Origin of the sequence: Streptomyces sp. NPDC059567, assembly GCF_042735655.1 — a bacterium.
In the GTDB taxonomy this organism is placed as follows: Bacteria; Actinomycetota; Actinomycetes; order Streptomycetales; family Streptomycetaceae; genus Streptomyces.
The window spans coordinates 18,397-33,036 of sequence record NZ_JBHWBS010000023.1 but is presented as its reverse complement, the minus strand read 5'-3'; the positions used below and the strand labels follow the sequence as shown (position 1 = coordinate 33,036).

General features: G+C 72.0%; 12 protein-coding genes. 4 read left to right on the top strand and 8 right to left on the bottom strand.

Annotated features, from left to right (window positions below):
* Window positions 1–56: 56 nt before the first annotated feature.
* The 3 genes from ACFVZW_RS13670 to ACFVZW_RS13660 form a co-directional block, all read right to left on the bottom strand.
* Window positions 57–713, bottom strand: coding sequence for a response regulator (locus ACFVZW_RS13670; RefSeq protein ID WP_384520512.1), 657 nt, complete (start codon window positions 711–713; stop codon window positions 57–59).
* A 4-nt stretch (window positions 714–717) separates the two neighbouring features.
* Entirely contained in the window at window positions 718–1,887 is a 1,170-nt protein-coding gene (locus ACFVZW_RS13665) for a sensor histidine kinase (protein WP_384520510.1), read from the bottom strand.
* Window positions 1,888–1,951: 64 nt separating this feature from the next.
* Window positions 1,952–4,048, bottom strand: a complete 2,097-nt coding sequence (locus tag ACFVZW_RS13660) for an MMPL family transporter (protein WP_384520508.1) — start codon at window positions 4,046–4,048, stop codon at window positions 1,952–1,954.
* 274 nt (window positions 4,049–4,322) lie between these two features.
* On the opposite strand from ACFVZW_RS13660, the gene ACFVZW_RS13655 reads away from it, so the two are divergent.
* Window positions 4,323–6,068 (top strand): response regulator transcription factor, encoded by a 1,746-nt coding sequence (locus tag ACFVZW_RS13655; protein WP_384520506.1) that lies wholly within the window; start codon window positions 4,323–4,325, stop codon window positions 6,066–6,068.
* A 112-nt stretch (window positions 6,069–6,180) separates the two neighbouring features.
* Window positions 6,181–7,563 carry an FAD-binding oxidoreductase gene (locus ACFVZW_RS13650; protein ID WP_384520504.1) on the top strand — a complete coding sequence of 461 codons (1,383 nt, stop codon included), beginning with the start codon at window positions 6,181–6,183 and terminating at the stop codon, window positions 7,561–7,563.
* A gap of 67 nt (window positions 7,564–7,630) precedes the next feature.
* On the opposite strand, the gene ACFVZW_RS13645 is transcribed toward ACFVZW_RS13650, so the two are convergent.
* Together ACFVZW_RS13645 and leuA are read right to left on the bottom strand one after the other, a co-directional pair.
* Window positions 7,631–8,323 (bottom strand): TerB family tellurite resistance protein, encoded by a 693-nt coding sequence (locus ACFVZW_RS13645; protein WP_329120750.1) that lies wholly within the window; start codon window positions 8,321–8,323, stop codon window positions 7,631–7,633.
* Between the two features lie 222 nt (window positions 8,324–8,545).
* Window positions 8,546–10,303 carry a 2-isopropylmalate synthase gene (leuA, locus tag ACFVZW_RS13640; protein ID WP_384520502.1) on the bottom strand — a complete coding sequence of 586 codons (1,758 nt, stop codon included), beginning with the start codon at window positions 10,301–10,303 and terminating at the stop codon, window positions 8,546–8,548.
* Between the two features lie 330 nt (window positions 10,304–10,633).
* On the opposite strand from leuA, the gene ACFVZW_RS13635 reads away from it, so the two are divergent.
* Window positions 10,634–11,701, top strand: coding sequence for a M4 family metallopeptidase (locus ACFVZW_RS13635; RefSeq protein ID WP_384520501.1), 1,068 nt, complete (start codon window positions 10,634–10,636; stop codon window positions 11,699–11,701).
* A gap of 180 nt (window positions 11,702–11,881) precedes the next feature.
* Window positions 11,882–12,169, top strand: coding sequence for a hypothetical protein (locus ACFVZW_RS13630; RefSeq protein ID WP_384520590.1), 288 nt, complete (start codon window positions 11,882–11,884; stop codon window positions 12,167–12,169).
* On the opposite strand, the gene ACFVZW_RS13625 is transcribed toward ACFVZW_RS13630, so the two are convergent.
* The 3 genes from ACFVZW_RS13625 to ACFVZW_RS13615 all read right to left on the bottom strand — a co-directional run bounded on the left by ACFVZW_RS13625 (window position 12,166) and on the right by ACFVZW_RS13615 (window position 14,613).
* Window positions 12,166–12,456 (bottom strand): hypothetical protein, encoded by a 291-nt coding sequence (locus ACFVZW_RS13625; protein WP_384520499.1) that lies wholly within the window; start codon window positions 12,454–12,456, stop codon window positions 12,166–12,168. The two genes, ACFVZW_RS13630 and ACFVZW_RS13625, sit on opposite strands and share 4 nt — an antisense overlap.
* 229 nt (window positions 12,457–12,685) lie before the next feature.
* Window positions 12,686–13,636: a GTPase Era gene (gene era / locus ACFVZW_RS13620; protein WP_384520498.1), complete on the bottom strand. Its 951-nt coding sequence runs from the start codon at window positions 13,634–13,636 to the stop codon at window positions 12,686–12,688.
* Between the two features lie 29 nt (window positions 13,637–13,665).
* Window positions 13,666–14,613, bottom strand: a complete 948-nt coding sequence (locus tag ACFVZW_RS13615; RefSeq protein WP_384520497.1) for a WxL protein peptidoglycan domain-containing protein — start codon at window positions 14,611–14,613, stop codon at window positions 13,666–13,668.
* Between the last annotated feature and the right edge of the window lie 27 nt (window positions 14,614–14,640).

Sequence of the window (14,640 nt, the reverse complement as noted above, 5' to 3'; positions counted from 1 at the left end):
CAGCCTGGCCTCCCGGGCCCCCACCGGTCACACACCGGCGGGGGCCCGGCCCGTTTTCAACGGCCCGGCGCGACCAGTCCGGACTCGTACGCCACGATGACCAGCTGGGCCCGGTCCCGCGCCCCGAGCTTGCCCATGATCCTGCTGACATGGGTCTTCGCTGTGAGGGGCGAGAGCCCCAACGCCTCCGCGATCTCCGTGTTGTTCATGCCCCTGGCCACCAGCGCGAGCACCTGGCGCTCGCGGTCCGACAGGCCTTCCGGCCCTCCCGTCACCGGCGTGTCCGGGGTCGCGAGGACCCTGGCTATCAGCCGGGCCGTCGGGCCCGGGGAGAGCAGGGACTCCCCCGCCGCCACCGTGCGGATCGCCGCCAGGAGCTCGGCGGGGCGGATGTCCTTGACCACGAAGCCCGAGGCACCCGCCCGCAGCGCCTCCACGATGTGCTCGTCCGTGTCGTACGTCGTCAGGACCAGCACCTTCACCCCGGCCAGGTCCTCGTCCGCGGCGATCAGCCGCGTCGCCCCGATCCCGTCGAGCTCGGGCATCCGGACGTCCATCACCACCAGGTCCGCCCGCGCCGAACGGGCCAGCTCCACCGCCTCCTTGCCGTTGGCCGCCTGGCCCACGACCTCCATGTCGGACGCCGAGTCGACGAGCATCGCGAACGACGCCCGGACGAGCGTCTGGTCGTCCGCGAGCAGCACCCGGATCACGCTGTCACCCCCTCGCCGCGAGCGGCAGCGCCGCCGCGACCTCGAAGCCCCCGCCGGCGCGCGGGCCCGCGCTCAGTGTCCCTCCCACACTCTTCGCCCGCTCCCGCATCCCGAGGATCCCGTACCCCGAGCCACCGGAGCCGCCCGAACCTCCGGAGTCACCCGAGCTGCCCGAACCCCCCGCCGATGCCCCGCCATTGGTCACCCGTACCGTCAACACCTCGTCCGCCAGGCCGACATCGACCCGCACCTCCGCGTCCGCACCCCCGTGCCGTACGGCATTGGTCAGGGACTCCTGCACGATCCGGTACGCCGCCGCCCCCACCGCCGCAGGGACCTTCGCCTCCCCCGTCCGTATCGTCAGGTCCGCGCCCGAGGACCGTACGAGATCGGGCAGCGAGGCGAGATCCGGCAGCGGGCCCTCCGGGGCCGCCCGCAGCACGTCCAGGGTGGTCCGCACCTCGGAGCGGGCCTCCCGGCACGTCTCGGCTATCCTGTCGAGCGCCCGGGCGAGCGCCTCCCGGTCGAGCCGGTCCGGGTCGGCGACCAGGACGTGCGCGGCGACCGACGTCTGCACACCGATCAGGGTGATCGAGTGCGCGAGGAGGTCGTGCAGGTCCCGGGCTATGCGCAGCCGCTCCTCGGCGACCTTCCGCTCCGCCTCGCGCTCCGCCCGCTCGACCAGCCCCGCCACCAGCTGCCGGTAGAGCCGGATGCTCGCGCCGAAGACCAGCATCGCGATCACCCAGCCGGAGACCCGCAGCAACTCCACGATCTCGTGCGGGTTCACGAAGAGCTGCATGGTGAGCGTGACGGACGTGACCGACAGTCCCACGATCAGGGTGCGCTTCGGACGGCCGGTGGCCGCGACCGTGTACAGCGCGGTCATCGAGGCCGGTATCGGCGCCAGATGCATGTAGTCGAGTGCGTGATACGGGGCGACGCAGGCGACGACGGCGAGCAGCACCGGCATCGGCGCCTTGCGCCGCCACGCCAGCGGGATGTGCGCGGCGAGCAGCAGCGCCCAGCCGAGCAGGTCCGGCCGGCGGCCGTCGTCGACGGTGAGCGCGATCACCACCGCGAGCACCGCGAAGACCGCGGCGGCCGTCGCGTCGCACCGCACCGGGTACGGCGCCGCCTGCGGGTCACGGGTCAAGGCCGCTGCGAAGTCCATGAGGTTCATCCTCCCTGCGGGCGGGGGCTCCTGACAGTCCGGGGAGCCCCCCACCCGCCCCTGATCACACCCGTACGGGCTGCCGCTCGGACCCTGAACCGCCCGTTGACGAATCGCCCGTCGACGAACCGTCCGTCGCCGAACCACCCTTCGAGGCGGGCTTCTTGGCCAGCGGTCCCGGCCACCACACCTTCCGGCCGAGCAGCACGCTCGCGCTCGTGACGAGGTACGTACGGACCAGGAAGGTGTCGAGCAGGACGCCGACCGCGATCACGAAGCCCAGCTCCGCCAGTTGCACCATGGGCATGTTGACGAGGACCGCGAAGGTGGCGGCGAGGACGAGCCCCGCTGAGGCGATCACCCCGCCGGTCGTGCGCAGGGCCGTCAGCGCCGCGGCGCCCGGCTCCGCGCCGTTCAGGCACTCCTCGCGCATCCGGTGCATCAGGAAGATGCCGTAGTCGACGCCGAGGGCGACGAGGAAGACGAAGGAGAGCAGTGCCAGGCCCGGGTCGGTCCCCTCGAAGCCGAAGAGGGGCTCGAAGACGAGTCCGCCGATGCCGAGGGCGGCGCCCCAGACGGCGACGACGGCGGCGACCAGGATCAGCGGTGCGACGAGGCTGCGCAGCAGCACGATCAGGACGAGCAGGACGACGACGATGACGAGCGGGACGACGATGTTCCGGTCGCCGGCGTTGGTCTCTGTCATGTCGAGCTGCTCGGCGCTGGGCCCGCCGACGTACACGCCGTCGCCGAGCGCGGTCCGCAGCTCCTTGATGGTCGTGGTCTCGGCCGCCGACTGCGGCGGGTCGGAGGCGACGACGGAGATCTCCGTCCAGCCGTTGCCGCTGCGGCCGCGTTCGGCCTTCGCGACGCCGTCGGTCGCGAGGGCGGTCCGCAGCGCCCCGGGGACCGAGGCGGTCGGGGCGACGACGGTGATGGGCTGGGTCCCCATCTCCGGGTACGCGACGGCGAGCGTCTTCATCGCGGCGACCGCCTCCGGGGTGGAGGTGAAGGAGTCCTCCTGCTTGAGGGCTCCGGGCAGGTTCAGCGCACCGAGCGCGAGCGCGGCCAGTGCGGCGCCGCCCGCGACGAGGACGGCGAGCGGACGGCGGCCGGCCGAGGAGCCCATGGCCGCGAAGAGGGAACGGCGCGCGGCCTTCGGCTCGCTTCCGTACGCCGGGATCAGCGGCCAGAACACCCGTCGGCCGAGGACGACGAGCAGAGCGGGGAGCAGCGTCATCATCGCGACGAGGGCGCAGAGCACCCCGACGGCGGCCGTGGGGCCCATGCCCCGACTGCTGTTCATGTCGGCGGCGAGCAGGCAGAGCATCCCGAGGGCGACGGTGCCGGAGGAGGCGAGGACGGCGGGCCCGCAGCCGCGCAGGGCGGTGACCATGGCGTCGTACGGACGGGGGGTGCGGCGCAGTTCCTCGCGGTAGCGGGAGACGAGGAGGAGGGCGTAGTCGGTGCCCGCGCCGAAGACGAGGATCGTCATGACGCCGGTGCTCTGACCGGAGACGCTGATGTCGAAGCCCTGGTGCAGGACGTAGGTGACGGCCATGGAGAGGTAGTCGGCGACGCCGGCGACGACCAGGGGGACGAGCCAGAGGAAGGGGCTGCGGTAGATGATGATCAGCAGGATGGCGACGACGGCGACGGTCGTGTAGAGCAGCGGGCCGTCGAGGGAGTTGTAGACCTCGCTCGCGTCGGTCGCGAGGGCGCCGGGTCCGCCGACCTCGCCGCTGACCGTCTCGCGGATGTCGAGGACGAAGGCGTCCCTGGCCGTTTCGTCCGTACCGGGCTCGGTACTGGACACGGCGTACAAGAGGGTGGTGCCGTCCTCGGAGGGAACGGGTCGCGGGGGCGCGGTGAGCGGGTGCTCGGCGGCGACCTGCGCCACCTCCCGGGCGGCGGTGGCCTTGTCGGCGGCGGTCAGTCCTCCGTCGCGGTGGTAGACGAGCACGAGGTCGGTGGAGTCTCCGCCGGGCAACTGCTCGGTGATCTTCGCGACCTGGGTCGAGTCGGCGCTCGCGGGCAGGTAGTCGACGGCGCGGTCGCGCTGTACGTCGCCGAGCTTTCCTGCGAGGGGTGCGGCGAGGGCGATCAGGATCGCCCACAGGGCCAGCACCCCCCAGCCGATGGTCCTCTTACGGCCCTCCATGGCGGGGGCTCCCTCCGGTCGGTGCGGTCATCTGGGCCGATCGGACCGAGTCGGTCGGATCGGGTCGTTCGGGTCGATCCCAGATTCCCGCCGCCCGAACGCGGATTCGTCGCGCCGAAGGCCGAGTTGGGGGCTACTGCCCGGGGCGGTACGGGGGCCCGGTTACTCCCGCGGGAGTACGGGCGGCCGTACGCGCCACGCGCTCGTGTGCCGTACGCGCCACGCGCTCATACCCTGGAAGGACCGGCAGCGCCGGGAAGGGAAGTGAGCGGCGATGGCCGTCCCCGTCGAAGAGGCCCCCGTCGTCGAGCGGGCGCGGGACGCGGCGGCCCGGGAGTCGTGGGCCGAGGTGTACGTCCTGCTGCGCGAGGCCGACCTGCACCCCTCCGTCGCGCTGGGCCCGGACGACTTGGACCTCCTCGCGGACGCCGCCTGGTGGGCGGGGCACGTGGACGAGTCGGTCGCGGCGCGGCTGCGGGCCCATGCCGGGTACGTGGCGGCGGGCGACCACCGCGGGGCGGGCCAGGTGGCCTGGTGGCTGCACTTCGAGTACCGCTGCCTGGGGCGACCCGCGGCAGCCGCGGGCTGGCTGCACCGTTCCCGGCACCACCTGGAGGACGTACCGGACTGTCCCGAGCAGTGCTTCCTCGCCTGGACGGACGCGGAGGAGGCGCAGGAGCACCACGACCCGGAAGCGGCGCTCGCCGCGGCGCGGCGCATGGAGCTCCTCGCCCGTGACTCCGGCAGCCCGGACCTGATCGCCCTGAGCCGCCAGGCCCACGCGGCGATTCTGCTGGCGAACGGCCGCCGGGAGGAGGGCCTGGCCCTCCTCGACGACGCGATGTGTTCGGTCACGGCGGGCGAGCTGAGCGGCATGTTCACGGGCTGGCTCTTCTGTCTGGCGCTGACGCAGTGCATGGAGGCGGCGGACTTCGGCCGCGCGGTGGAGTGGACGGACGCGGCGATGGTCTGGTGCGAGGTCCCCTGGTCCCAGCACGTCCGCCCGCCGGGCCCGGGCGGCGAGGACGAGGGAGCCGCCGCCGAGCCCGCCGCCCCCGAGCCGGCCGCCGGCTCCCCAGGGACCCCCGACAACCCCTTCCGCGGACTGTGCCGGATCCATCACGTCGAGGTGCTCGATCTGCTCGGTGCCTGGACGCTCGCCGAGGCCGAGGCCGAGCGGGTGTGTTCCGAGGTGGCGGTGGACAGCCTGGACATCGCCGCCGGGGCGTACTACGCGGCCGGGGAGATCCGGCGCCGTCAGGGGCGGCTCGACGAGGCCGCCGTCTCGTACGGGCACGCCCATGAGCTCGGCCGGATCCCGCAGCCGGGTCTCGCTCTGCTGCGGCTCGCCCAGGGCAAGGCCGACGCCGCCGTGACGGGCCTGAAGCTGGCCCTGGCCTGTCAGAGCGACCCGAGTCACGATCTCCTCGGCAAGGCCCGGCTGCTCGCGGCGCAGACGGAGGTCGCGCTGGCCGTCGGGGACCCGGACACCGCCGCGGAGGCAGTCGCGGAGCTGGCGGCGCTCGCCGCCGAGGCACCGCTCCTGAGCGCCATGGCCGACACCGCATCCGGCGCCCTCGCGCTGGCCAGGAACGAGTCGGCCCTGCGGCCGCTGCGCCGCGCGCTGGCGGGCTGGCTGGCGCTGCGCGTGCCGTACGAGGCCGCGCAGGTACGGATGCTGCTCGCGGCCGCCGACCGGGCCGCGGGTGACGAGGAGGCGGCGCGACTGGAGCTGGCGGCCGCCCGTGCGGCGTTCGAGCGGCTCGGCGCCATGCCCGACGCCCGGCGCGCGGCGGCCCTGCTGTCGGGGCGCCACCGCCCGCTGCCCGGCGGTCTGACCGGCCGGGAGGCGGAGGTGCTGCGGCTGGTCGCCGAGGGCGGCACCAACAGGGACATCGCTCAGGCCCTGGTGATCAGCGAACACACGGTCGCCCGGCACCTGAACAACATCTTCGCCAAACTGGGCGTGACCTCCCGCACCGCGGCCACGGCCTACGCCTACTCCCACCGCCTGGCATAGGCGGCTCTCCCCCACCGCCCCGCATAGGCTGTTCCGCCCATGCCGGGCCGGTGGTCCGATGTGGGTGGTTCGGGCGATGCCCGGGGGCGCGCTCGCGGCCTAGAACGGGTTCATGAACACCACGACGCTCAGCACAGATGCTTCGCTCGACACCCTGCGCGGCGCCGTCCGTGGCGATGTGGTCGTCCCCGGCGATCCGTCGTACGACGAGGCGCGCCGTGTCTACAACGCCATCCACGACCGCCACCCGGCCGTCGTGGTCCGCGCCGTGGACGCCGGGGACGTGATCGCCGGTGTCCTCTTCGCCCGCGACAACGGGCTGCCGCTCGCGGTCCGTGGTGGCAGCCACGCCGTCGCCGGGTACGGCACCGTCGACGACGGACTCGTCGTCGACCTGTCCCGGCTGCGCTCGGTCCGCGTGGACCCCGAGACCCGTACCGCCCGCGCCGAGGGCGGCTGCACCTGGGGCGACTTCAACCACGCCACGCACGCCTTCGGCCTGGCCACGACCGGCGGGGTCGTCTCCACCACCGGCATCGCCGGGCTCACTCTCGGCGGCGGGATGGGCAATCTGGCCCGCCGTTACGGTCTGAGCTGCGACAACCTCGTACAGGCCGATGTCGTCACCGCCGAGGGCACCCTCGTCACCTGCGACGCCGAGCGCCATCCGGAGCTGTTCTGGGCGCTGCGCGGCGGCGGAGGCAACTTCGGCGTGGTCACCTCGCTCGTCTACCGACTGCACCCGGTCTCCGACGTCCTCGGCGGTGTGGTCTGCTTCCCGCTCGACGCGGAGGTGGCCCGGCGCTGGCGCGACATGATCACCGACGCGCCCGAGGAGCTCAATGCGATCTTCGTCATGATGCTGGGCCCGGACATGCCGTTCCTGCCGGAGCGCTGGCACGGCCGTCCGATCTGCGGCCTGGTGACCTGCTTCAGCGGCCCCGCGAGCGAGGACGAGAAGGTGCTCGGCCTCCTCGACGAGCTGGGCCCCGTCGTCGGCAGGTTCGTGGAGCGGATGCCGTATCCGGTGGTCAACACGCTCTTCGACGAGGAGCTGCCGCCGGGGCTGTACCACTACTGGAAGGGGAACTTCAGCCGCGATCTCAGCGACGGCGCCATCGATGTGCACATGCGCTACGGGGAGACGCTTCCCTCGATGGAGAGCGACACGGCCATCTTCCCGATCGACGGCGCATGCCACCGCGTCGGCCCCGAGGACACCGCGTTCGCGTACCGCGACGCCTCGTTCTCGGCCGCGTTCGGCACGACGCACACGGACCCCGCGGACAACGAGGCGAACATCGCCTGGACCAGGGAGTACGACCGGGACCTGCGGCCGCACACCGAGGAGGCCGGGTACATCAACTTCATGGACACCGACGACCAGGACCGGGTGCGTGCGAACTACCGGCAGAACTACGACCGCCTGCGGGCGGTGAAGCGCCGCTACGACCCCGGCAATCTGTTCCGCCTGAACCACAACATCGCGCCGTGAGGCGCCGCGAGGAGCGCCGTACGAGGCCCTGTGAGGCCCTGGGAGGCCCTGGGAGCCCTTCGGGCGCCTACAGCAGCGTCCTCGCGGTGGCGAGCAGCCGGGCGGTGTCGTCGGCGCAGAGCGCCAGCGCGTTGCCGACCGTGTTGAGCACGTCCCGCTCGGCCGGGCTGTACGCCCCGTCCGCGAGGGCGATCCTGGCGCCCTGGAGCAGGATCGACTCGCGGCCGGAGGCGGCGAGGTGCGGGGCGAGCGGCTCCAGGGCCTCGTGGAGCTCGATGGCCAGGGCGGCGCCCCCGCTGCCCTCGTCGGGCAGGAAGCGGCCGGTGTCGGCCGCCAGCGCCTCGACGAGGTCGGTGAGCTGGATGGCGGTGCACTCGTCGAATCCGGCGGCGCGGACCGCCCCGACCGCGGTGTCCACGGCCGTACGGGAGGAGGTCCCGCCGGCCGCGAGGACGGCGAGGGCGACGGTGTGGACGGCGTCCCGCAGCATCGCGGAGAAGCGGCTCGTCGTCGGGTGGTCGAGGACGTCGGTGCCGAAGTGGGTGTGGCAGGCGGCGCATTCGACGACCGGTCCGGCGTGGCCGCGGGGCAGCACGGGAACGCCCAGGACGGCGAAGCGTCGACGGCCGGTCCGGCGGCGGTAGTTGCGGTCGCCGCCGCACTCCTCGCAGAAGAACTCGCCGTCCCCTACGGTGTTCCAAGAAGTGCGAATGCCGCAGATGCCCACTTTTCGACTACGTGACTCCCGGGCAGACCGCATCCCGCACCTCCCTTAACGAACCGGCAACATTGCCGACGTGGGCGTGATGTTAACCACATCCGTGATGCGGCGTCAGCACCTCGTCCACAGAACGCCACGGACATGGCCGAGACACGACACCCGCCGGGAGATGCGGAAGAGGGCTCGCCCGATCGGACGAGCCCCCTCGCGGCGCTACCCCTCAAGTCGACCTGAAAGGGTGACGGGGACGAACGCGGCTGGTCAGCGCGCGGCGCGGTTGACGGCCGAGATGACGGCCTTCAGCGAGGCGCGGGTGGTGTTGGCGTCGATGCCGATGCCCCACAGGACCTTGCCGTCGATCGCGCACTCGATGTACGAGGCGGCCTGCGCGGAGGCGCCCTCGCTCATCGTGTGCTCCTGGTAGTCCAGCAGGCGGGCGTCCACGCCGATCGCCTGCAGGGCGGCGAAGAAGGCCGAGATCGGACCGTTGCCGGAGCCGCTCAGGACGGTGTCGGCGCCGTCCACGACCGCCTCGACGGTCAGCGTGTCCGTGCCGTCCGTGTCGGAGGTGGTCTGGCCGGAACGCAGCTGGATACGGCCCCAGGCGTTGTCCGGGTTCGGCAGGTACTCGTCCTGGAAGACGGACCAGATCGCGGCGGGGGTGACCTCGCCGCCCTCGGTGTCGGTCTTCTGCTGGATGATCTTCGAGAACTCGATCTGCATCCGGCGCGGCAGGTCCAGCTTGTGGTCGTTCTTCAGGACGTACGCGATACCGCCCTTGCCGGACTGCGAGTTGACCCGGATCACGGCTTCGTAGGAGCGGCCGACGTCCTTCGGGTCGATGGGCAGGTACGGCACCGCCCACTCGATGTCGTCCACGGTCTTGCCGGCGGTGGCCGCGTCGGCCTCCATGGCGTCGAAGCCCTTCTTGATGGCGTCCTGGTGGGAGCCGGAGAAGGCGGTGTAGACCAGGTCGCCCGCGTAGGGGTGGCGCGGGTGGACCTCCATCTGGTTGCAGTACTCGGAGGTGCGACGGATCTCGTCGATCTGCGAGAAGTCGATCTGCGGGTCGACGCCCTGCGAGAACAGGTTCATGCCCAGCGTCACCAGGTCGACGTTGCCGGTGCGCTCGCCCTGGCCGAACAGACAGCCCTCGATGCGGTCGGCGCCGGCCATGATGGCCAGCTCGGCGGCAGCCACCGCCGTACCGCGGTCGTTGTGCGGGTGGACGGACAGGCAGACGTACGCGCGACGGGTCAGGTTCCGGGACATCCACTCGAACCGGTCCGCGTGCGTGGACGGCGTCGAACGCTCCACGGTGGCGGGCAGGTTGAGGATGATCTCGCGGCCCTCCTCGGGCTGCCAGACGTCACAGACCGCCTCGCAGACCTCCAGGGCGAAGTCCAGCTCGGTGTCGGTGAAGATCTCCGGGCTGTACTGGTAGCCGAAGATCGTCTCGTCGCCCAGCAGCTTGTCCGCGTACTCCATGACCAGCCGCGTGCCGTCGACGGCGATCTGCTTGATGTCCTCCTTCGAGCCGCGGAAGACGACCCGGCGGAAGGTGGGCGCGGTGGCGTTGTACAGGTGGACGGTGGCGCGCTTGGCGCCGACCAGGGACTCCACGGTCCGCTCGATCAGGTCCTCGCGGGCCTGGGTCAGTACGGAGATGGTGACGTCGTCCGGGATCGCGCCCTCTTCGATGATGGAGCGCACGAAGTTGAAGTCGGTCTCGCCGGAGGACGGGAAGCCGACCTCGATCTCCTTGTAGCCCATGCGCACCAGCAGGTCGAACATCTCGCGCTTGCGGGCGGGGCTCATCGGGTCGATCAGCGCCTGGTTGCCGTCGCGCAGATCGGTCGACAGCCAGCGGGGAGCCTTGGTGATGCGCTGCTCGGGCCAGGTGCGGTCGGGGATCCGCACGGCCTCGTACCGGCCGTACTTGTGGATCGGCATCCCGGACGGCTTCTGCAGCTGGGTGGCGTTGGTGATGGGCGTCGGGCGGCCAACGGGCTGGGACATTGCGTAGGGCTCCTCGGGTCCAGCGGGAGTGGGGGTCCCCCTGCTCGAGCGAAGTCGAGAGCTTGGGGGAGGCCGACTGGTCGAACGCAACACCAGATCCCGCGGGGAGGGGGTCGGCCTACGACTACAGGCCCTCGCCGCGGCAGCTAAGGAGAAGCAGCCCGAAACGCATGATGTGCCGCAGCCTAGCTCAGGTCCGCCGAGGGCGGACGTCCGTTTCAGTATGCGGGACGACCGGCCCGTCAATACGAAAGGGTGACGAATCACTCCATTTCGCGGATCATGGTCGCCTCTAGTGACAGGGGCGTGACCCAGTGCCACATTGCTGGCATGACCTCCCACGCGTACGTACCCACCCACCCGGTCTTCTGCACGATCGTGCCGCCCCACCTTCTGGAGCACCTCGCCGCCTCCACGAACCCGGCCGTCGCGGCGGTCGCCCGGCGCACGCTGGTCGCCGACGCCATGAACCGGACCAGCCGTGTCCTCTCGCTGCCCGGCGCGGCCGCGGCCGTGGCGCCCACGGAGCCGGCCCGCCCACGGCGCACGGTGTACGACGCCCAGGGCGGCACGGAGCTGCCGGGTGTCGAGGTCCGCGGCGAGGGCCAGGAGGCCACCGGGGACGCCACGGTCAACCGCGCGTACGCCGGCCTGGGCGCCACCTTCGACCTCTTCCTCAAGGCCTTCGAACGGGACTCGATCGACGGCGCGGGGCTGCCGCTCCTGGCGACGGTCCACTACGACCGGAACTACGGCAACGCGTTCTGGAACGGCGAGCAGATGGTGTTCGGCGACGGCGACGACGAGATCTTCCTCGACTTCACCCTCCCCGTGGACGTGATCGGCCACGAGCTGGCCCACGGCTTCACGCAGTACACGGCGAACCTGGAGTACTTCAGCCAGTCCGGCGCGCTCAACGAGTCCGTCTCGGACGTCTTCGGCTCCCTGGTGAAGCAGTACACGCTGGGCCAGAGCGCGCAGGACGCCGACTGGCTGATCGGCGAGGGCCTCTTCCACCCGAACGTGGAGGGGACGGCGCTGCGCTCGATGAAGGCGCCCGGCACGGCGTACGACGACGACGTCCTCGGCAAGGACCCGCAGCCGGGCCACATGGACGACTACGTCCGCACGAGCCGGGACAACGGCGGGGTACACATCAACTCGGGCATCCCGAACCACGCGTTCTACCTGGCGGCGACCGAGCTGGGCGGCAAGGCGTGGGAGCGGGCCGGCCAGATCTGGTACGACGTGATGACGGGTGGGGTGCTCACTCCCGAGACCCGGTTCTCCGAGTTCGCGGCGGCCACGGTGGCGGCGGCGAAGGCGCGGTACGGGGACGGGGAGGAGATCCAGGCCGTGCTGAAGGCATGGGCGGCCGTCGGCGTACCGACGGACTGATAGACCTGCGGTATGCGTATTCGAGTGCGGCGCACCGGCGGTTTCGCGGGCATCGAGCGGTCGGCCGAGGTGGACACGTCCGGCCGGCCGGACGCCGGGGACTGGCACACCCTGGCCGGGGGGGGGGGCCGCGGGGGGGGGGGGGGGGGGGGCCGGGGGGGGGGGGGGGGGGGGGTCGAGGTGGCAGACTCGACTCTCGACGGAGGGCCGCCGGCGGCCCCCCCCCGGGGTGTTGCGGGGTCTGTGGGCGGGCGGGCGGGGTCGCACCCCCCCCCCGGGCCCCCCGCGGGGCCCGGCCACACCCGGGCCGTCGCCGTCCTCCGGGAGGGCGACGGCGACGTCAGAGGTGTGCCGGACGGCTTCTCGTACGAGATCACGGTCGACGGCGAGACGGTCCGCTGCGGCGACCCCCGCCTGACGGACTCGCAGCGCGCGCTGATCGCGAGGGTCCTGAAGGAAGGGGCCTAGGGGGGTGTCTTCCCGGAGAGCAGGTTGGCCACGCGCTCCGGATTCGACTCGCTGAGCATGACCACGTCCGGCTCGACCGCGGCGATGGTGTCGGCTATGCCCGCGCGGCCGCCTTCGACCCGGCTGCCGCCGAGCCAGATGTTGAACTGCAGGACCCTGAGCGTGCGGTGCGAGGGCCGGTGGCGATCCTCGCCGCCCTGGGACGCGGCATGCGCGGTCCCCGCCCCCAGCACTCCCGCCCCGACCGTTGCGCCGACCATCCCGAGCAGCTCACGACGCCTGACCATGCACGACCTCCACGAATCAACGAGAGAACTCGTCCGCGCACCGCAGTGACACGGATGGCACGAAGCCTGGACGCCCACCCCGAACGACGGGTGAATGTGGGGGAAAGTCTGCGCATTGATCGCGTAGCCGCACAAGAGAAAACAACAAACAACAACAGTTGCCGCCGGGCACGCAGGCGGAAGCCAACGCCGTTCCGACCGAACGGCGTTGGCGGGAGCGGCGTCGCCGCTAGAAGCCGAGCTTCCGGAGCTGCTTGGGGTCCCGCTGCCAGTCCTTGGCGACCTTGACGTGGAGGTCGAGGAAGACCGGGGTCCCCAGCAGCGCCTCGATGTGCTTGCGGGACTTCATCCCGACCTCCTTCAGGCGGCTGCCCTTCGGGCCGATGATGATCCCCTTCTGGCTGGGGCGCTCGATGTAGACGTTCGCGTGGATGTCGAGCAGCGGCTTGTCCGCCGGGCGGTCCTCGCGCGGGATCATCTCCTCGACGACGACGGCGATCGAGTGCGGCAGTTCGTCCCGTACGCCTTCCAGCGCGGCCTCGCGGATCAGCTCCGCGACCATCACCTGCTCCGGCTCGTCCGTGAGGTCGCCCTCGGGGTAGAGCGGCGGGGACTCGGGCAGGAGCGGGATCAGCAGGTCAGCGACGAGCTGGACCTGCTTGTCGCCGACCGCGGAGACGGGGACGATCTGCTGCCACTCGAAGCCCAGCTCCTTGCCGAGCTGGTCGACGGCGATGAGCTGCTCGGCGAGCGTCTTGGAGTCGACCAGGTCGGTCTTGGTGATGATCGCGACCTTCGGGGTCTTCTTGATCCCGGCGAGCTCCTTGGCGATGAAGCGGTCGCCGGGGCCGAGCTTCTGGTCGGCCGGCAGGCAGAAGCCGATCACGTCGACCTCGGCCCACGTCGTGCGCACGACGTCGTTGAGGCGCTCGCCCAGGAGGGTGCGCGGCTTGTGGAGGCCGGGCGTGTCCACCAGGATCAGCTGCGCGTCCGGGCGGTGCACGATGCCGCGGACGGTGTGCCGGGTGGTCTGGGGCCGGTTGGAGGTGATCGCCACCTTCTGGCCGACCAGAGCGTTCGTGAGGGTGGACTTGCCCGCGTTGGGGCGGCCGACGAAGCAGGCGAAGCCGGCCCGGTGGACGGCTTCGGATTCTTGATTGCGAGCGCTCATGGGGGCCATTCTCCCCGATGCGGGACGTCGTCACGTACTCAGTGCCCGCCGGGGGCCCTGCGACGCCTGACCCGCAGCCCGATCAGCGCCGCCACTCCTCCGGCGATCACCGCCGCGGCGGCGAGCCAGGGCAGGGCGAGGAAGGAGGCGCGCCCGGACTCCCGGACGTGCTTCGCGGTGGCCGTGAGGGTCACCTCGCCCCAGTCGAACTGCGGCGATCCCGTCCAGCGCTCGGTGAGCCGGATCTTCTGCCGGGGCAGCAGCTCGGAGGGGATCTTCGCCAGATCCCGGGCGAGCAGGGTCCGGCCGAAGACTCCCTCGGCGCGCAGGGCGACCTTGGGGTTGAGGGTCACGTTGCCGCGGTTGTGCAGGGTGTACGAGATGAGGGCGGTGCTCGCGCCCGCGCCGGGGACGAGCGGCCGGTCCTGGTCGAGGGTGACGTCCTCGACGGCGAGGGCCGGGACGGTGGGGCCGTTGACCCGGAGGTAGACCCTGGCTCCGACGGCGCGCTGCACGCCGACCGCGACGGAGCCCTTGCCGCCGGCCTCCACGCGCTCGTCGAGGGCGACGACGGCGCCGGGGTGGTCACCGGGCTCGGCGTCCTCGGGGACGGCGAGGGTGTAGGGCACGGTGACGGAGGAGCGGGGCGGGACCGTGACGCGGGTCCGTTCGGGCGTGATCCAGGCGCCGGCGCCGGTCTGCTTCTCCTGGCTGGTGCGGACGGCGAAGCCGCCGTCGCGTTCGGTGTTGTAGGCGTCGGCCCCGTAGATGCGGAAGGTGAGCGGCGCGCCCGTCTTGTTGGTGACGGTGACCCGGTCGGTCAGGGTCGTGCCGGGGTCGGCCGCGAGGTAGAAGTACGGCCGGCTGCCGAGCTGGGAGGCGGCCGGGTAGACCGCCCACTCGCCGTTCTCGGCGGCTTGGGCGGCGGGCGCGCCGAGCAGCACGAGGGCTGCCGCGACGAGGAGGACGTACAGCTTGGTGCGCACGGTGCGGAACCCCCGGGGTCGGAGCGG